The sequence below is a fragment of the Maricaulis sp. genome (genome assembly GCF_015665295.1).
In the GTDB taxonomy this organism is placed as follows: Bacteria; Pseudomonadota; Alphaproteobacteria; order Caulobacterales; family Maricaulaceae; genus Maricaulis.
The window spans coordinates 1-16,760 of the sequence record NZ_JADFAJ010000004.1; the positions used below are offsets into that span (position 1 = coordinate 1).

Annotated in this window: 19 protein-coding genes; 12 read left to right on the plus strand and 7 right to left on the minus strand. The window is 63.9% G+C overall.

The annotated features are described in order from the left end of the window. Positions 1–128: 128 nt before the first annotated feature. Positions 129–914, minus strand: coding sequence for a peroxide stress protein YaaA (yaaA, locus tag QZZ02_RS02605; RefSeq protein ID WP_291842073.1), 786 nt, complete (start codon positions 912–914; stop codon positions 129–131). 190 nt (positions 915–1,104) lie between these two features. Here yaaA and QZZ02_RS02610 point away from each other — a divergent pair, with 190 nt between their 5' ends. Further along, the gene (locus QZZ02_RS02610) at positions 1,105–3,015 is read left to right on the plus strand and encodes an ATP-binding protein (protein WP_291842075.1); all 1,911 of its coding nucleotides are present in this window, start codon (positions 1,105–1,107) and stop codon (positions 3,013–3,015) included. On the opposite strand, the gene QZZ02_RS02615 is transcribed toward QZZ02_RS02610, so the two are convergent. Genes QZZ02_RS02615 through QZZ02_RS02635 form a run of 5 tightly spaced genes read right to left on the minus strand, consistent with a single transcriptional unit; the run spans position 3,012 to position 7,239 of the window. Beyond that, positions 3,012–4,454, minus strand: a complete 1,443-nt coding sequence (locus tag QZZ02_RS02615) for an FAD-binding oxidoreductase (RefSeq protein WP_291842077.1) — start codon at positions 4,452–4,454, stop codon at positions 3,012–3,014. The genes QZZ02_RS02610 and QZZ02_RS02615 overlap by 4 nt on opposite strands. Before the next feature lie 26 nt (positions 4,455–4,480). Beyond that, positions 4,481–5,449, minus strand: a complete 969-nt coding sequence (locus tag QZZ02_RS02620) for an L-threonylcarbamoyladenylate synthase (protein ID WP_291842080.1) — start codon at positions 5,447–5,449, stop codon at positions 4,481–4,483. Positions 5,450–5,499: 50 nt separating this feature from the next. Then, positions 5,500–6,048 carry a YceI family protein gene (locus tag QZZ02_RS02625; protein WP_291842082.1) on the minus strand — a complete coding sequence of 183 codons (549 nt, stop codon included), beginning with the start codon at positions 6,046–6,048 and terminating at the stop codon, positions 5,500–5,502. Positions 6,049–6,053: 5 nt separating this feature from the next. After that, on the minus strand, positions 6,054–6,632 hold the full coding sequence (locus tag QZZ02_RS02630) for a cytochrome b (protein WP_291842084.1): 579 nt from the start codon (positions 6,630–6,632) through the stop codon (positions 6,054–6,056). Between the two features lies 1 nt (position 6,633). After that, positions 6,634–7,239, minus strand: coding sequence for a YceI family protein (locus tag QZZ02_RS02635; RefSeq protein ID WP_291842086.1), 606 nt, complete (start codon positions 7,237–7,239; stop codon positions 6,634–6,636). Positions 7,240–7,391: 152 nt separating this feature from the next. Here QZZ02_RS02635 and QZZ02_RS02640 point away from each other — a divergent pair, with 152 nt between their 5' ends. Continuing rightward, complete coding sequence (locus QZZ02_RS02640; RefSeq protein ID WP_291842088.1) at positions 7,392–9,149, plus strand: acyl-CoA dehydrogenase; 1,758 nt, start codon at positions 7,392–7,394, stop codon at positions 9,147–9,149. A 582-nt stretch (positions 9,150–9,731) separates the two neighbouring features. On the opposite strand, the gene QZZ02_RS02645 is transcribed toward QZZ02_RS02640, so the two are convergent. Continuing rightward, a complete protein-coding gene (locus tag QZZ02_RS02645) occupies positions 9,732–10,115 on the minus strand; it encodes a hypothetical protein (protein WP_291842090.1) in 384 nt (127 codons plus the stop codon). A 211-nt stretch (positions 10,116–10,326) separates the two neighbouring features. Between QZZ02_RS02645 and QZZ02_RS02650 the strand changes: the two genes are divergently transcribed. The 10 genes from QZZ02_RS02650 (at position 10,327) to QZZ02_RS02695 (ending at position 16,746) form a co-directional block, all read left to right on the plus strand. Continuing rightward, a complete protein-coding gene (locus tag QZZ02_RS02650; RefSeq protein WP_291842092.1) occupies positions 10,327–10,548 on the plus strand; it encodes a hypothetical protein in 222 nt (73 codons plus the stop codon). Continuing rightward, on the plus strand, positions 10,545–10,865 hold the full coding sequence (locus QZZ02_RS02655; protein WP_291842094.1) for a YbjQ family protein: 321 nt from the start codon (positions 10,545–10,547) through the stop codon (positions 10,863–10,865). Before QZZ02_RS02650 ends, QZZ02_RS02655 begins: the two co-directional genes overlap by 4 nt. Further along, entirely contained in the window at positions 10,862–11,626 is a 765-nt protein-coding gene (gene lepB / locus QZZ02_RS02660; RefSeq protein ID WP_291842096.1) for a signal peptidase I, read from the plus strand. Before QZZ02_RS02655 ends, lepB begins: the two co-directional genes overlap by 4 nt. A 97-nt stretch (positions 11,627–11,723) precedes the next feature. Then, positions 11,724–12,596 (plus strand): NAD(P)-dependent oxidoreductase, encoded by an 873-nt coding sequence (locus QZZ02_RS02665; protein ID WP_291842098.1) that lies wholly within the window; start codon positions 11,724–11,726, stop codon positions 12,594–12,596. Positions 12,597–13,010: 414 nt separating this feature from the next. Beyond that, entirely contained in the window at positions 13,011–13,418 is a 408-nt protein-coding gene (locus tag QZZ02_RS02670) for an SET domain-containing protein (protein ID WP_291842100.1), read from the plus strand. 66 nt (positions 13,419–13,484) lie between these two features. After that, a complete protein-coding gene (locus tag QZZ02_RS02675) occupies positions 13,485–14,417 on the plus strand; it encodes a histone deacetylase family protein (RefSeq protein WP_291842102.1) in 933 nt (310 codons plus the stop codon). A gap of 73 nt (positions 14,418–14,490) precedes the next feature. Then, a complete protein-coding gene (locus QZZ02_RS02680) occupies positions 14,491–15,090 on the plus strand; it encodes a histidine phosphatase family protein (RefSeq protein WP_291842104.1) in 600 nt (199 codons plus the stop codon). Between the two features lie 91 nt (positions 15,091–15,181). After that, positions 15,182–15,430, plus strand: a complete 249-nt coding sequence (locus QZZ02_RS02685) for an exodeoxyribonuclease VII small subunit (RefSeq protein WP_291842106.1) — start codon at positions 15,182–15,184, stop codon at positions 15,428–15,430. A 1-nt stretch (position 15,431) separates the two neighbouring features. Further along, the gene (locus QZZ02_RS02690; RefSeq protein ID WP_291842109.1) at positions 15,432–15,785 is read left to right on the plus strand and encodes a tRNA-binding protein; all 354 of its coding nucleotides are present in this window, start codon (positions 15,432–15,434) and stop codon (positions 15,783–15,785) included. A gap of 73 nt (positions 15,786–15,858) precedes the next feature. Beyond that, positions 15,859–16,746 (plus strand): polyprenyl synthetase family protein, encoded by an 888-nt coding sequence (locus QZZ02_RS02695; protein WP_291842111.1) that lies wholly within the window; start codon positions 15,859–15,861, stop codon positions 16,744–16,746. The last annotated feature ends 14 nt before the right edge of the window (positions 16,747–16,760 follow it).

The window sequence follows — 16,760 nt, forward strand, 5'->3', positions numbered from 1 at the left end:
CTCGCGAATAGGGCGTAGTTCTGGCATTCCTGTGGGCGTTCATCCGGGCTCTCCTCGATGGCTGATCGTTTCGCAACAACCAGTCTCAAGGCTTCAGCCCGGGTGAACAACCTTATGAGAACTCACAGCTAGGCCGCCTTCGCCGCCGCAGGCTGCGGCCGGGTGAACAGCAGATCCCCCTCGCTCGACCCGTCGGCCTCGAAGCGGTAGCCGCCGAGATCGAATTTCACCAGGTCGGCGGGGTCGGTCACCCGGTTCTCGATCACCCAGCGGGCCATCATGCCGCGGGCCTTCTTGGCGAAGACCATCAGGGCGCGCAGCTGGCCGTCCTTTTCTTCCTTGAAGGTGGCGGTGATGACGCGGCCCTTGATGGCTTTCTTGTCCACGGCCTTGAAATACTCGTTCGAGGCCAGGTTGAGGATGACCGGCTCGGCGGCATCGGCCTGCAGGCTGTTGAGTTCCTTGGCGATGCGGTCACCCCAGAAGTCATACAGGCTCTCGCCGCGCCGCGTGTGCAGCTTGCGGCCCATCTCGAGGCGATAGGGATGGATGCCGTCGAGCGGTTTCAGCGCGCCATACAGGCCCGACAGGATACGCAGATGGTCCTGGGCCCAGTCGAGATCGGCGGCCGAGAGCGTGTGCGCCTCGAGCCCGCGATAGACCTCGCCATTGAAGGCGAAGGCGGCCTGTTTCTCACCGGGCTGATCGGCGTCAAACGCCTGGAAACGCTCGCGATTGAGGCGGGCGAGATCATCATTGATCTTCATCATCGCCTTGATCTTGGGGGCGGTGAGCTGGCGCGTCGTCTTCGACAGGATCCGCGTCTCGTCGATCAGGTCCGGCGTGGTCGCCGGCAGGTCGCGATCGACCGGATCGAAATTCATGTTCTTGGCGGGCGAGAGCAGAATCAGCATGGGCAATCTCCTTGCCTCCTCAAACTAGGGTCCGCTCGGGCGCAGGGAAACCCTATGAAGCCTGCGCGAGCCATGAGTTTTCTCAATGGTTCGTCTCGATTGCGCCTATGATCGGGGCGCGCCCGATATTTCATTAATGGTCAGGAAACAGACCGCGCGACAAACTTCCCGCGCTATCAGGGAGCCAGACATGTCCTCAGTGCACGCTCACCAGCCCGACGCTTTAGTGGCTGAATTCTTCGACATGTCGCTGGATCTTCTGGGCATCGCCAGTCTCGACGGTCGCTTGCTGACAATCAACAAGCGCTGGGAGCAAGTGCTGGGTTATCCCTTGGAAGAGCTGCAAGGGGCCGAATTCCTGCAATATGTGCACCCTGACGATGTCACGCCCACCCTGTCCGAAATGAGCGTGTTGTCAGAGGGAAAGTCCGTCAACGGATTTGTCAACCGCTACCGGGCGAAGGATGGCGGATACCGGAATCTGGAGTGGCAGGCCCGCACGGATGAGGGCGGAAAGATTTACTTCGTGGCGCGTGATGTGACGGATCGCGTGCGCATGGAGGAAACATTGACCCGAAACAACCGCCTTCTGACGGAGGTTGGCCGCTTGTCCGGGGTCGGTCATTGGGAAGTCGATGTCGTCGGCCAGAAAATCTACTGGGACCCCGTGACCCGTCAGATCCATGAAGTCGACGATGATTATGTGCCCAATCTCGAAGACGGGATAAATTTCTACGCCCTGGAAGCGCGGGCTGAAGTGGAGCGCTGTGTCAATGAAGGTATCAAGGCCGGCAGACCCTGGGACTTCACCTTGCCACTCATTACCGCGAAGGGGCGCCGTATCTGGGTCCGCGCTGTTGGCCACGCTGTGTATGACAAGGACGAGGTCGTTCAACTGCAGGGCGGTTTCCAGGACGTCACCGATGAGCGGGCGCTGCGGGAAAGCTTGCGCGAAAAGAGTGACGCCGCTCTGGCTGCAAGCAAAGCCAAGTCAGAATTCCTGACCAATATGAGCCATGAGATCCGCACGCCTTTGCACGGTATTCTTGGCACCGCTCAATTGCTCGAGAAGTTCGAGCTATCGGATGCGCAGAAGACTTATGTCGGCATCATTCAGAACTCCGGACACGCCCTGCTCAATTTGGTGGAAGATGTGTTGGACCTGGCGCGGATCGAGACCGGAAAACTCGTGATCGATTCGCGGCCGTTTGCGATCACCAGTGCCGTTCGTGTCGCAGCCGACAGTGTGTCCTACCAGGCGCGGAGCAAGGGGTTAGATTTTCAAGTTGAACTCGATCCGGACTTGCCCGCGCGCGCGCAAGGTGATCCCAAACGGATCGGGCAGATCGTCACAAATTTTCTGAGCAATGCGGTCAAGTTTACACCGTCCGGCCAGGTTGTGCTGCGGGCCATCCGCGGCACGGGCGACACGTTGCGGCTCGAAGTCTCCGATACCGGTCCGGGTCTGTCTCAGGACGAGCAGGCGCGTATTTTCGAACGCTTCCAGCAGGCCCAAAGTACACGCGATCAACACGCCCAGGGCGCCGGCTTGGGGCTGAGCATCTCCAGGGAAATCGCCAGGGCAGCGGGTGGCGAGATCGGCGTCGAGAGCGAGGTCGGACATGGTTCGACCTTCTGGGTCGAGCTTCCGGTGACTTTCCTGTCAGACGTTGAAGTCAGCGAAAGCCCGTCAGAGGGCGATGGCGACGTTGTGGAGCGACATTATCGGATCCTGGTCGTTGATGATATCGCGACCAACCGACTCGTGGCGTCTGCTGCGCTTCGCAATGCCGGATGCACAACGCGCGAAGCCGCCGATGGGCAGGAAGCGATCACGGCACTGGAAGCCGAGCCGTTTGATGCCGTGCTGATGGACATTCAGATGCCGGGACTCAGTGGCGATGAGGCAATCCGGCGCATTCGGGCCAGTGATAGCGAGTTTTCAAGCATGCCGATTTTCGCCATGACCGCCGATGCAACCCATGGCGCGGCGGAACGCTATTCCCGCATTGGCGCTACTGGCTATCTGACCAAGCCACTCGATTTCTCGGATGTTCTGCACGCCCTTGACGGCGTACTTCGACCCCGCGTGGCGGTCTAACCCAGCAAGACCCGCGGATTCATGATGCCCCTTGGGTCAAGCGCCTGCTTGATCGAGCGCATCACCGCCACATCGACCGGCTTGCGGCTGGCCAGTTCGGCGCGTTTGAGGATGCCGATGCCATGCTCGGCCGAGATCGAGCCGCCGAACGTGTCGACGAGATCGTAGACAAGGCGTGAGAGCGGCGCGGCCTGGGTGATGAAATCATCATCAGCGCCGGGTTCGCGGGCGGCGACGTTGAAATGGACATTGCCGTCCCCGACATGGCCGAAGGCGACGACCAGCGCACCGGGGAATGCGGTTTCCACGGCTTCGGTCGCCTGGCGCATGAAGGCGGGCATTTTCGAGACCGGGATGGCGATGTCGTGCTTGACCGCCTTGCCATGCGCCCGCTCGGCCTCGGCAATGGTCTCGCGCAGGCGCCAGAAATCATGGATCTGGCTGTCATTCTCGGCGATGGCGGCATCGGCAATGAGACCGGCCTCAAAGCCCTGGCCCAGCGCGTCTTCCAGGGTTTCGCGGGCGCCGTCGGCGCGGCCGAAACTCAATTCACACACAACATACCAGGCGTGTTCGCCGGTCAGCGGATCGCGGGTCCCGGGCACATGTTCCAGCACCATCTCCAGCGCCATGCGGGGCATGAGTTCAAACGCCGTCACGGCACCGCCGGAGACCTGTTTGGCGAGGCCAAGGAATTTCACCGCATCGTCCGCACTGGCCAGGCCGCAGAAGGCGACTTCCATGCGGGCCGGGCGCGGGAAGAGTTTCAGGGTCGCGGCAGTGATGACACCCAGCGTGCCCTCGGCGCCGATCAGCAATTGCTTGAGATCATAGCCGGTATTGTCTTTCCTGAGGCCGGTCAGGCCGGACCAGATCGTACCGTCGGGCAGGACGGCTTCGAGGCCCAGAACCAGCTCGCGGGTCATGCCATACCGCAGCACATGCACACCGCCGGCATTGGTCGAGATCAGCCCGCCGATCATCGCCGAGCCCTGCGAGCCCAGCGAGAGCGGAAACAGGCGGCCATTGTCGGCGGCGAGGTTTTGCAGGTTTTCCAGCACGCAGCCGGCCTCGACCGTCATCGAGTCATTGTCGACATCAATCTCCCGGATCGCGGTCATGCGCTTGAGCGTCAGCAGGACTTCGCCCATGGGCGTCGCCGCGCCGCACAGCGAGGTATTGCCGCCCTGGGGCGTGATCGCGACACCGGCCTCGTAACACAGGCGGACACAGGCCGAGACTTCCTCGGTACTGGCCGGCTTGAGCAGGATCGGCGTGGCACCCTGGTAGCGACCGCGCCAGTCCGCAACATGGGGGGCCAGCTCATGCGCGTCCTGCGACCAGCCCTTCGGTCCGAGCACCTGCTTGAGCTGGGCAAGCAGGCTGGCCGGCAGGGGTGGGATATTCAGGGTGGTGGCAGGCGTGTCGGTCACAGTCATGGCAGGGTCCGGTGCGAATCGTCGGGTCAGAACAGGTCGTCCTTCGGCGCGGCCGCGCGCTGCAGTCGATCATTGATGGCCTCACCCAATCCTTCATTGGGGATGGGTGCAACTGCAATCCGTGTCGCGCCGCGCGCATCGAGCGCGCGCAGGGCCGCGAACAGGCCGGTTGCCGCTTCGGCGAGATCGCTGCTGGTGGAAAGATTGAGATCGCCCTCGACCGGACCGAAGCCGAGGAGGAGTTCGCCGGCCTCGGCCGCCATGGCGTTGAGGCGCATCATCGCATTCGGGGCGTAGTGGCTCTTCATCATGCCAGGCGCCAGCAGGGTCTCGCTGGACCCGGCTTCGGCAAGACGGCCGGTGATCGCCTCGATCTGGCGTCGGGCAAGCCCGCCGGGTCGCAGCAGGGTGGGAGCCCCGCCAAGAAGCGCAATCACGGTCGATTCAAGACCGACCGGGCAGGCGCCGCCATCAAGGATGAGATCGATCCGGTCGCCCAGCCCGTCGGCCACATGAGCCGCCGTGGTCGGGCTGATGGCGCCGGACGGGTTGGCACTGGGTGCGACCAGGGCGCCGTCAAAGGCGCGGATCAGCGCCTGGGCTGCCGTGTGGCGCGGCGCGCGCAGGGCGATCGAGTCGAGCCCGGCATTGGCGATGTCGGCAATCGGCGCATCCGGCCGCTTGGGCAGGACAAGGGTCAGGGGGCCCGGCCAGAAGGTCTCGGCCAGCTGGTCGGCCAGATCCGGCCAGCCGGCCAGGCGCCAGGCCATGTTCGGTCCGGCGACATGGGCGATCAGCGGGTTGAAGCGCGGCCGGCCCTTGGCGGCGTAGAGCCGGGCCACCGCGTCGGCATTGCCGGCGTCGGCAGCCAGTCCGTAGACAGTCTCCGTCGGCATGGCCACAAGACCGCCGGCCTTCAGGATGGCAGCGGCTTCTTCGATCACGGCGGGATCATTCGCCGGTTTGATCGGGGCATATCGGGCGGGGGCGCTCATGGCGATGAGCTAGCCCCCAAGCCCCCTGTCATGCAAGCGCCAGCCGCAAGTTATTCTGCGGCATCGGCCTCGATGTGCAGGACCATCGCAACCTCGGCCGCTGCCGATCCCCAGCTGGAACCGCCGACACCGAAATCGGTGCGGGCGATGACAAACCGGCTGTCGGCGATGGCCCGGCCTTCGCTGATGGCGAGCGAGAAGGGCATGACCAGTGGCTGATCCACACCGCGAATGGTCATCGTCCCGTGTGCCTCATAGCCGTCACCGGTGGCGCGGATATCGTCCGAGATAAAACTCGCCGCCTCGAAACCAGTCGGGTTGAGGCCGGAGTTTGACAGCATGCTCTCATCCATCTGCCGATTGCCGGTCGAACCGCTGGCGGTGGTGACGCTGGCCGCGATCCGGGCATTGTCCAGATCATCAGGATCAAGCGTGATCTCGGCCGTCCAGCTGTCAAAGGCGCCGGTAACCGCGCCGCCGGATACGGTTGTCTCGAAGGCGACCGAGGAGGCGTCATGGTCGACCGACCAGTCCTGGGCAAGCGCGGCGGGCGCCGTCAGGGCCAGACCGGTCAGGGCGAGTACGCAGTTACGCAACATCAGACTTATCCTTTCAGGAAGGGGATCATGCGGCCGATCAATCCATCCTTGTTGATGAACTGGTGCTTGAGGGCGGCGGCGACATGCAGGCCGAGCAGGCCCAGAATGGCCCAGCCGCCGGCGCCGTGTACGCTGCCGGAAATGTCCTGGAAGCCTTCGGTCTGCGGCACGGGCAGCTTGGGCAGGACGAGATCGGGATTGTTGAAGAGGAGGGTGGGCGGCTCGGCGGACGAGGCGGCGATCAGCCCGCCCAGCGGCATGCCGATCATGATCGCGTAGAAGGCCCAGTGGGTGGCGGTCGCGGCCATTCGCTCCCAGGACGCCATGCCGTCGGGCAGGGCGGGAACCGGATGGGTCAACCGCCAGGCGAGGCGGGCGAGCGACAGGACCAGGATCAACAGGCCGGTCGTCTTGTGCATGTTGTAGGCGAACTGGACTTCGCCAATCGTCACATCACCGCCGGCAAAGAGCGTCTCTTTCAGCTCTTCCATATTCCAGGCGTAGAAGACCATGCCGACCAGAAGCACGGCGAGGATCCAGTGCAGGGTGATGGCAACGCCTGTATAGGTTTTCGATTCCGACATCTCAGTCTCCCTCCCTCAGGAATTCGGCCTCGATCAGGATACGCACAGTCGGCCCGACAATGCTGTGTGGCAAATTGCCGACATTGAAGGTGTCCCGGTCGAGGGATCCGGCGGCACTGAAGCCGATGGCCGGGCGGCCCTCGATCAGGCTCGTCAGCCCGCCATTGAAGGTGACATCCAGCGTCACCGGCGCTGTAACGCCGTTGAGCGTCAGGTCCCCGGTCACCCGGCCGGTCGTCTCGCCCGTGATCTCGATTGCCGAACTGTTGAAGACAATCTGCGGATGGCGGCCGGCGTGAAACCAGTCGGCAGCCAGCGCGGCGTCGAATGCGGGGTCGCCGGTCGAGATCGAGGCCGGATCAAGGATCGCGGTCAGCTGCGCCGCTTCGGGGCGGGCCGGGTCGAAATCGAGCCGGGCATCCAGCGTGTCGAAGCGGCCGGTATACCAGCTCAGCCCCATGTGCCGGACCTGCCAGGTGAGGCTGGCATGGGCGGGATCGAGCGCCCACTCGCCGGCCGGCAGGCGCTGCGGGTCGGTGGTCGGTGTCAGGCAAGCGCCCAGCGCGAGGCAGGCGGAAACGACAAGAAAGGCTGGCTTCACTCTCATGCCCCTACATATGCGGCGAACGGCCGTCGCGATAAAGCCACACCTTGGGGCGGGATCGACAAAACACTGTTTCCGGATTCGCTTCGGGGCGCGTTGCAGCTATGTTGCGGCTCAAGAACGAACAAGCCAGCAAATCCCCCAGGAGACCGTCCATGTCCTATCGCGCGCCCCTTGATGAAATGCGTTTCACGCTGGAAGAAGTGGCTGCGGTCGAGGGGCTGAAGGCGACCGGGGCCTTTCCCGATTTTTCCGCCGATCTGACTGTCGCCATCCTGGACGAGGCCGCCAAGCTGGCCGAGGGCGTGCTGGCGCCGCTCAACCGGGTTGGCGATGCCGAGCACTGCAAGCTGGCCAATGACAAGGTCACCACGCCGACCGGTTTCCCCCAGGCCTATGCGCAATTCGTCGAGGGTGGCTGGCAGGGTCTGCAATTCGAGGCCGAACATGGCGGCATGGGTCTGCCGCGGGCGCTTGGCGTCACCGTGCTGGAAATGATCCAGGGCGCCAATCTCGCCTTCGGGCTTGGCCCGATGCTGACCTATGGCGCGATCGAGGCGCTGATCGCGCACGGCACGGATGCGCAGAAGGCGATGTATCTGCCCAAGCTGATCACCGGTGAATGGTCGGGCACGATGAATCTGACCGAGCCCTCGGCCGGCTCCGATGTCGGCGCGCTGCGCACCAAGGCCGAGCCCAATGCGGACGGCAGCTGGGCGATCTCCGGCCAGAAAATCTACATCACCTGGGGCGATCATGACTGCGCCGGGAATATCATCCATCTCGTGCTGGCGCGCACGCCGGGTTCGCCGGACGGTACCAAGGGCATCTCGCTCTTCATCGTGCCCAAGATCCTGGCCGACGGTACGCCCAATTCGCTCAAGCCGATCGGGCTGGAGCACAAGCTCGGCATCCATGGCTCGCCGACCTGCACGATGGACTATGCCGGCGCGACCGGCTGGCTGATCGGCGAGGAGAATGCCGGGATGCGCTGCATGTTCACAATGATGAACTCGGCCCGTCTCAATGTCGGGGTGCAGGGGGTCGGCATTGCCGAACGCGCCTACCAGCAAGCCCTGGCCTATGCGAGCGACCGCAAGCAGGGCCGCGCCATTGATGCTGAAGGCCCGGCACCGCACGCCATCATCCATCATCCCGACATCAAGCGCACCCTGGCCCTGATGAAGGCCAAGATCGCGGCCGCCCGCGCCATTTGCGTGTCCTGTGCCGTGGCCGCCGACATGGCCCATTATGGCGATGATGCCGACGAGAAGGCTGCCGCCAAACGGCGTGAGGAACTTCTCACCCCGATCGCCAAGGCCTGGTCGACCGATATCGGGGTCGAGGTCGCCTCGGCCAATATCCAGGTCCATGGCGGCATGGGTTATGTCGAGGAGACCGGTGCCGCCCAGCATTTGCGCGATGCCCGCATCACGCCGATCTATGAAGGCACCAATGCGATCCAGGCGATCGATCTGGTCGGCCGCAAGCTGTCCATGGCCGATGGCGCGGCGTTCGACGAGCTCTATGCCGATATCGACCAGACCATTGAGAGCTGCCTGACCTCCTCGCATCCCGACCTGCCGCCGCTCGGCGAGCGCCTGCGCGACAGTCTGGAAGCCCTGCAGGAGGCGGCTGACTGGCTGACCGAGGCCGACATGAAGGACCGTCTGGCCGGCGCCACGCCCTTCCTGACCCTCGCCGGCGAGACCATTGGCGGCTGGCTGCTCTGCGTCGGTGCCGTCGCGGCCCGCCGTCGCCAGAAGGAAAATGTCGGCGACCCGGCCTTTGCTGCCCAGCGCATCGCCCTGGCCAATTTCTACGCCGAAGCCGTGATGACCCTGGCGCCGTCGCGTGTCGATGACGTCACCATGGGTGCCGACATGATCGACGAGGTCGGATTCGGACTTTGAGGGCCGGGCGCAGATTTGGGGACAGGTACAATTAACGCGTGGCGTTAATTGTACCTGTCCCCATTCGTCTCACGCTCTCCGACTTATCCCCGCCGCGCACCCCCTTCCTTCTCCCTGGGGAGAAGGTGCCCCGGAGGGGCGGATGAGGGGAGATTGCACTGCGGTTACAGGGATTTACCCCTCACCCGGCCTTCGGCCACCCTCTCCCGAGGGAGAGGGAAAGTGCGGTGATCGAGAAAACTTATCCGCCCCCCTTCCCACCAGCGCATACTCCTTCCCGTCCCGCGTCACTCGAGGCCCGGATTGGTGATCCGGGGGCGTTGGGAGGACGGAGCTCGTCCGGTTGCCTGGAAACACCGCCAGACCAACCCGGCGTGGCCATCGGTGGGACGGCAGCACAAAGCTCGACTGCCTTCTCCCACCGGTTTCGAGACGAGGCCGGTAACGGCTTCGATTAAATCTCCGTGTGCGGGGTGCCCGAGGTGCCCATCCACACAAGACAATAGCCAAACCGGCATCGGCCGGGACCCCGCACCCCTCATACCGCCAGGCGAGTTCGTCGTGGCGATATCGGTGCTTGGTTCACACCCACATCGCGTCGGCATCGCGGTGGCCACGCCCGTCGAGCAGGCGGACCAGGCCGACCACGCTGCGCACCAGCATCCACAGCCAGATCAGGGCGAGGCCGATGGCGCCGAAGGGCGAGAGGATGACGGTCATGATCATGAAGGTACACACCACAATGCCCAGAACCGCCGTCCAGAAGGACTTGATCTGGAAAGTGTAGTGTGATCGCAGCCAGTGCGGCGCGGCCGCGCGCCGGGAATAGGCGATGATGACCGCCAGGATGCTGGAAATGCCGATTATGTTGCCAATCAGGAACAGCACATAGTTCAGCGCCGCGAACAGCTTGTCGTCGCGGTCAGCCGCCTGGCTTTTTCCCGGTTCGATGATCGTGTCAGACATGTCGCATTCTCCTTGCTTGGCATCATGCCAGCGCCGGGCGCCCGGTCCAAGCGGGACGGTCGGGCGCCCTGTCCCCTGCGTCTTCGCGGCCACGAGGTCAGCTTAAAATGCTGTCAATGGCAGGCGGGCTTCTTGGTTGTGGGCGAAATTCGACGTATCGGTAGAGCCATACCGGTCCGTCCAGGGCCATTCAGCCAGCGTTAGGCAGCCCGTGTTAGGCAGAATTCTGGATATTGCGATACCGGTTCTCGTGCTTGGAGGGTTGGCCGCCTATCTCGGACTGATGGCCGCCGGCCTGCTGGCGAACTGGCATTTGCCCTATCCCGCGAGCTATCTCTGGCTGGCGGCGACCGGGTGTCCGGCACTGGGCGTGGCAATGATGTATTGGCGGGCCCGTTCGGACCGGCCTGTGCTGCAAGGGGATGAAAGATGAGCCTTATAGTCACCATGGGCGACTCGGTACCGGGACGCGAGATTGATCGGGTTGTCGGCATTGCCCGCGGAAATGTCGTTCGCGCGCGCTTTTTCGGGCGCGACTTCATCGCCGGCCTGCGCAACCTGGTTGGCGGCGAAGTGCCCGAATATACCAGCCTCCTCTCCGAATCACGCGAGCAGGCGCTCGACCGCATGGCCAGACATGCCGAGGAACTCGGCGCGGATGCCATCATCACCGTCCGGCTGACCACATCATCCGTGATGGAGGGCGCCGCCGAAATCCTGGCCTACGGAACCGCGGTCAAATTGAAATGAGCCCTTTGATAAAGCGTCTTGCGGGCCGTGCGGCCGATGAAATCCTGGAAACCGTGCGTTTTGTCGCCGGTGTCGCAGCCGTGTGGCTGGGTCTGGTGACCTTCGGCTTCGCCGCCTTCCATATTCCTTCAGAGAGCATGCAGCCCTCGCTCGAGGTCGGCGACCGCGTCCTGGTGTCCAAATGGGCCTATGGCTATTCCGTCCACTCGCTGCCGCTGGGGCTGGGCTATGTCCTGCCCGACAGCTGGAATGGCCGCCTTGCCTGGTCGCAACCGCGCCGCGGCGATGTCGTGGTCTTCCGCGACGAGAACCAGTCACCGGCGCGCAATCTGATCAAGCGCGTGGTCGGCGTCGCCGGCGATGTGATCGAGGTTCGCGAGGGCCGTCTCTACATCAATGGCGAGGCCGCGCCGCGCCTGCTGGAAGATATCCGCACCTATCGGGAGGACCGCACGGGCATTGCCGTCACGGTCAGCCACTACAATGAAATCCTGCCCGGCGATCGCGAGCATGAGATCTACGAGCGCGCCGACAATGATAATCTGGACAATTTCGGTCCGGTCACCGTGCGTCCGGGCACTGTTTTCGTGATGGGCGATAATCGCGACGCCTCGCGTGACAGCCGCGCCTCGGGCGGTCCGGGCTTCGTGCCGCTGGAAAATGTCGTCGGCCGGGCCGAGACCGTGCTGTTCACGCTGGAGCGCTGCCGCCAGGAACAGGGCCTCTACTGCCCGCGCGGCCGGGTCTGGAGCGGACTCTAGGCCTTGCCGGCGCCTGATTTTGCCGCGCCCCGGGCTGGTGGTGCGGCAAGTCGCGCTCTAGTCTCCCTGCCAGTCAATGGATCGGGGAGAGAGCGCCATGAGCCTCAAGGGTAAGACGATTTTCATCACCGGCGCATCGCGCGGCATTGGCCTTGCGATCGGTGAACGCTGTGCCCGCGATGGCGCCAATATCGTCATCGCCGCCAAGTCCGACACGGTCGATCCGCGTCTCGAAGGCACGATCCACACCGCAGCGGCGTCGATCGAGGCCGCCGGCGGACAGGCGCTGGCGGTCAAATGCGATATCCGTGACGAGGTCCAGGTCGAGGCGGCGGTGGCCGCGGCGGTCGAGCGTTTCGGCGGCATCGATGCCGTGATCAACAATGCCTCCGCCATCTATCCGCGCGGCACGGCGGACGTACCGATGAAACGCTATGACCTGATGCACCAGGTCAATGGTCGCGGTACTTTCCTGACCACGCAGAAATGCCTGCCCTATCTGATGAACGCGGAAAATCCGCACATCATCGCGCTGGCGCCGCCGCTCGACATGCGCGGCCTGTGGTTCGGGCCGCACGTCGCCTACACCTCGGCGAAATACCAGATGAGTCTGTGCATCCTGGGCTGGGGCGAGGAGTTCAAGGGCAAGATCGGCGCCAATGCGATCTGGCCCCGCACCGCCGTGGCGACCGCCGCGATCTCCAATGTGCTGGCCAATGACGAGGCGATGAAGAATTGCCGCAAGCCGGAAATCCTCGCGGATACGGCCTACAAGGTCCTCAACAAGCCGGCCGCCGACTTCACCGGCAATTTCATCATTGATGACAGCTTCCTCTGGGAGGAGGGCGAGCGCGATCTCGACCAGTATTCCTATGATCCCTCGCTTGAACTCCTGCCGGATTTCTTCGTCCCGGAAGAGCCCGCCGCACCGCCCGGCGTGAAGATCATGGATGTCTCGCTGGGGCATTAGGGTCGCCAAATTCAGGGTGTGATGGTCGTCACACCCTGAATAAGTCCTTGTCAGTCCTCACAACTTTACCGTTGGATGAATCCGATTCACCGCTAGGCTTGAACCGGTCTCGAACAGGCGAGGAGGGGCGGGATGATGCGCACGCGATCAGGAAGTGGCTGGATTAGTGTCGTGGTCATTGCGGGGATTGCCGTGGGGTTTGCGCTGGCCTGGATACGCGCCGGCTCTCCCTATAATTTCTGACCTGTCAGGCGGGGCGCAAGAATCGTCTCACGGCTCGCAAAATCCCGCTTGCGCTTTTTCAGAATTCGCCAATATGGAATCTGGAGCGTCGCACTCTGCGGCCGGCCCCGATACGGGGCTGCCGCTGGTCCATCGCCAGCCGTCGACGCGGCCGGCCGGAGTGACCCATCCATGCTACTCGTGGACACCTATCTCGCCCCCAGCCCGCTGGAAGGGCTGGGCGTCTTTGCGTCCGAATTCATTCCCGCCGGCACCCTGATCTGGGTGCTCGACCCGGCGGTCGACCTGATCCTTACGGAATCGCAGCTGACCGAACGACCGCCCGTCTATCGCCAGTACATGCAGCGCTATGCCTATTTCGATCGTGGCCTGAACGGCTATCTGCTCGATGGCGATCATGCCCGCTTCCTCAATCATAGCGATGAGCCCAATCTCGATTTCCGGGCCGACGGCAATGGCGAGGCGCGGAGAGATATTCATTCCGGCGAGGAAATCCTCTGTGACTACAGCCAGTTCATGGAAGATGTCGTGCTGCTGCCGACCGTGTTGCGCCATAATGGCGCGGCGCCGAGCGCCTGATTTCGCAATGTCTGCCGGTATGATCGGGACTGGAAAGCGCGCCGCGAAACGCCCACACTGCCGGACATGAAAACCACGATCTTCGACAATCCCGCCAGCCGCCTCCACGCGGTTCCGCCCGGTCATCCCGAACATGTCGGCCGCTATGAGGCGGCGCGAAATGCGCTACTTGCCCTGCCGGGCTGTGACTGGGTCGAGGCGGGACCGGCCGGCATGCCGGACCTCGCCCGCTTTCACACGGCTGCCCATGTCGACCGTGTCCTGAGTGCCTGTGCCCAAGCCGATGACGGCGAATGGGTCGCGCTGGATCCCGATACGCTGGTCTGTTCACACTCTGCCGCGGCGGCGCTCGGCGCAGTCGGCGGCGCCGTGGCGGCAGTTGACCGGGTCATCGACGATAATGGCGGCGCGGCCTTCGTGCTGGCCCGCCCGCCCGGACACCATGCCGAGCCGGACCGGGCGATGGGGTTCTGCCTGTTCAACGCGATCGCGGTAGCCGCTGTGCATGCGCTGGAGGTGCATGACCTTGCCACAGTCGCCATTGTCGATATCGATGTGCATCACGGCAACGGGACGCAGCGCCTGGCCGAGCGCAATCCGCATGTCTTCTTTGCCTCGCTGCATCAAACACCGCTCTATCCGGGTACCGGTGGCGAGGGTGAGACCGGGCTCGGCGGCAATGTCCTCAACTGCCCGATGCCCGATGGCGTGACCGGATCGCAATGGCGGGCGCGGTTTGAAAGCGAGGTGATACCCGCCCTCAAGCGCGCGCGCCCGGAACTGGTGTTCGTCTCGGCCGGATTTGATGGGCATGCGGATGATCCGGTCGGTGGTTGGGGCTTGCGCAGCAACGATTTTGCCTGGGCCGCGCGGCAACTGGCTGGCATTGCCCGCGATTTTAGCGGCTCGCGGCTTGTTTCCGTGCTGGAGGGTGGCTACGACTGTCCGGCCTTGGGGCGGTCGGCGGCGGCATTTGTCGGCGCGCTGTCCGAAGCGTGAACCAGGATTTCTGCCAGGCTGCGACGGGGCGCGCCGGCCGAGGCGCTTGCCCCCGCGCTGACCGTGGACTTTCATGACCGAGATCAAACCCGCCACGCCTTCGCGGCCCGGCTATATCACCATTGCCCGCCACGGCCGACCGCTCGCAAACCGCGAGGCGATGCTGGACTGGCGCGGCTATGAGGACTGGTGGGACAAGGAGTACCAGCCTGCGCCGCTGGTCGAGGGCCAGGTCGCGCCTGCGCCCTTGAAGCAACAGGCTTTCGACGCCCGGACGATATTTGCCTCCAGCCTGCGCCGTGCCGTCGAGACCGCCCAGGCCGTGGCGCCCGACCGCGAGCTGGTTATCGATCCTGACTTCGTCGAGGCTGAACTCCCTCCACCACCCTGGCCGGGAAAATTCATGGCCAAGACCTGGGGCGTGTTTGCCCGCTGCACCTGGTGGCTGGGACAGTCTCGCGGCCGGGAAAGCCGCGTCGAGGCCGATATTCGCGCCGCCCGCGCTGTCGAGCGCCTGGTCCGTGCGGCCGAAACCGGCCCGGTCGTGTGCTGCGCCCATGGCTGGTTCAACCGCATGATGCGGCCCCATCTCAAGGCGGCCGGCTGGGTTTGTGTCCGCGATGGCGGCGACAGTTACTGGTCCTGGCGCCGCTATGAATACCGCGGCGAGTGATGGACTGATTGCGGCGCCGCGACGGGCTTCCTATGGTGGCTCCAATTCCCGGCCGGAATGAATTCGGCCGTATCGAAAACGGAGAGTGCTGATGGCAGCCGAGCCGCATGCCGACATTGCGACGCTGAGCTTCGAAAAGGCGCTGGCCGAGCTGGAGGGCATTGTCCGCCAGCTGGAGTCGGGCGAGGTCGAACTCGAACGCTCGATCGAGATCTATGAGCGTGGCGCGGCGCTGCGGGCGCATTGCGACAGCAAGCTCAAGAGCGCCGAGCTGAAGGTCGAGAAGATCGTGCGCGGCGAGGATGGTCAACCGGCGACCGAACCGGCCGGGCTCGACTAGCATGACAGGCGAGGGCCAGGGCACGGCGTCGATCGAGGATTTCCTCAGGCTTGATATCCGTATCGGTACCGTGGTGCAGGCCGAGCCCTTTCCCGAAGCGCGCAAGCCGGCGATCCGGCTCTGGATCGATTTCGGTGAAGAGCTCGGGACGAAGAAATCCTCGGCCCAGATCACTGCACACTACACGCCGGACGCGCTCATCGGCAGACAGGTGCTCGCGGTGGTGAATTTTCCACCGCGCCAGATCGGTCCCATGCGCTCGGAAGTGCTGACTCTCGGCGTTTCTGATGGCACAGGTGAGATCGTGCTGATGGCGCCGGACCAGTGCGTGCCCAATGGTTCGCGACTGCACTAGCGGGCACGGTAACAATCGAAACGGGGCAGGCGCCTTGGGGAGCCCGGTCGGGCAGGTCAGGACAGGCAGGTCGATGGAGACTTTCGAACAGCGACTCAACGAGCATGCCGACCGGGTCACGGTCGCGCTCGATGCCCTGTTGCCGCGCGCTGAGGGGCCGGAGGCCCATCTCAATTCGGCCATGCGCTATGCCGCGCTGGGCCCGGGCAAGCGGTTGCGTCCCTTTTTGACCATAGAGGCCGGACGTCTCGTCCACGCCGAGGAACGCGGCATTCTGCGCGCGGCCTGTGCGCTGGAATGCATCCACGCCTATTCGCTGATCCATGACGATCTGCCCTGCATGGATGATGACGACATGCGGCGCGGCCGCCCGACCGTCCACAAGGCCTATGACGAGGCGACGGCGGTGCTCGCCGGTGATGGTCTGCAATCGGTCGCTTATGAAATCCTCGCCCATCCCGACACCCATCAGCGTGGCGGTGTCCGCGCCCGCCTTGTGGAGCGCCTGTCACGCGCCTCCGGCCCCTATGGCATGGTCGGCGGGCAGATGATCGATATCCGCGCCGAGACCGAACAGTTCGACATTTCCGTTGTCACCCGCATGCACCGCATGAAGACCGGGGCGCTGATCTCCTATGCCGTGGAGAGCGCGACCATCCTGAAAGATGTCGACGAAGCTGTACGCCGGGCGCTGGAGGGGTTTGCCCATGATCTCGGCTTGGCTTATCAGATAACGGACGACCTTCTGGATGCCACAGGCGATGCAGGCGAGGCGGGCAAGGCAGTCGGCAAGGATGCCGGTCAAGGAAAAGCCACCTTCGTCACCATTCTGGGAGTTGAGGGCGCACGTGACCGTTCGCGGCACTTGGCCGCACAGGCCAAGGACCACCTTGAACCTTTCGGCGCACGCGCAGATGTATTGAGAGAGGCCGTCGACTTCATCCTCGCGCGGCGCTCGTGAAAGGCCGCATGCCC

Bases quoted from the DNA above. Each gene is read 5' to 3' on its own strand.
- yaaA (WP_291842073.1), bottom strand. From the start codon at position 914: ATGCTGATTCTGCTCTCGCCCGCCAAGAACATGAATTTCGATCCGGTC.
- QZZ02_RS02610 (WP_291842075.1), top strand. From the start codon at position 1,105: ATGTCCTCAGTGCACGCTCACCAGCCCGACGCTTTAGTGGCTGAATTC.
- QZZ02_RS02615 (WP_291842077.1), bottom strand. From the start codon at position 4,454: ATGACTGTGACCGACACGCCTGCCACCACCCTGAATATCCCACCCCTG.
- QZZ02_RS02620 (WP_291842080.1), bottom strand. From the start codon at position 5,449: ATGAGCGCCCCCGCCCGATATGCCCCGATCAAACCGGCGAATGATCCC.
- QZZ02_RS02625 (WP_291842082.1), bottom strand. From the start codon at position 6,048: ATGTTGCGTAACTGCGTACTCGCCCTGACCGGTCTGGCCCTGACGGCG.
- QZZ02_RS02630 (WP_291842084.1), bottom strand. From the start codon at position 6,632: ATGTCGGAATCGAAAACCTATACAGGCGTTGCCATCACCCTGCACTGG.
- QZZ02_RS02635 (WP_291842086.1), bottom strand. From the start codon at position 7,239: ATGAGAGTGAAGCCAGCCTTTCTTGTCGTTTCCGCCTGCCTCGCGCTG.
- QZZ02_RS02640 (WP_291842088.1), top strand. From the start codon at position 7,392: ATGTCCTATCGCGCGCCCCTTGATGAAATGCGTTTCACGCTGGAAGAA.
- QZZ02_RS02645 (WP_291842090.1), bottom strand. From the start codon at position 10,115: ATGTCTGACACGATCATCGAACCGGGAAAAAGCCAGGCGGCTGACCGC.
- QZZ02_RS02655 (WP_291842094.1), top strand. From the start codon at position 10,545: ATGAGCCTTATAGTCACCATGGGCGACTCGGTACCGGGACGCGAGATT.
- lepB (WP_291842096.1), top strand. From the start codon at position 10,862: ATGAGCCCTTTGATAAAGCGTCTTGCGGGCCGTGCGGCCGATGAAATC.
- QZZ02_RS02665 (WP_291842098.1), top strand. From the start codon at position 11,724: ATGAGCCTCAAGGGTAAGACGATTTTCATCACCGGCGCATCGCGCGGC.
- QZZ02_RS02670 (WP_291842100.1), top strand. From the start codon at position 13,011: ATGCTACTCGTGGACACCTATCTCGCCCCCAGCCCGCTGGAAGGGCTG.
- QZZ02_RS02675 (WP_291842102.1), top strand. From the start codon at position 13,485: ATGAAAACCACGATCTTCGACAATCCCGCCAGCCGCCTCCACGCGGTT.
- QZZ02_RS02680 (WP_291842104.1), top strand. From the start codon at position 14,491: ATGACCGAGATCAAACCCGCCACGCCTTCGCGGCCCGGCTATATCACC.
- QZZ02_RS02685 (WP_291842106.1), top strand. From the start codon at position 15,182: ATGGCAGCCGAGCCGCATGCCGACATTGCGACGCTGAGCTTCGAAAAG.
- QZZ02_RS02690 (WP_291842109.1), top strand. From the start codon at position 15,432: ATGACAGGCGAGGGCCAGGGCACGGCGTCGATCGAGGATTTCCTCAGG.
- QZZ02_RS02695 (WP_291842111.1), top strand. From the start codon at position 15,859: ATGGAGACTTTCGAACAGCGACTCAACGAGCATGCCGACCGGGTCACG.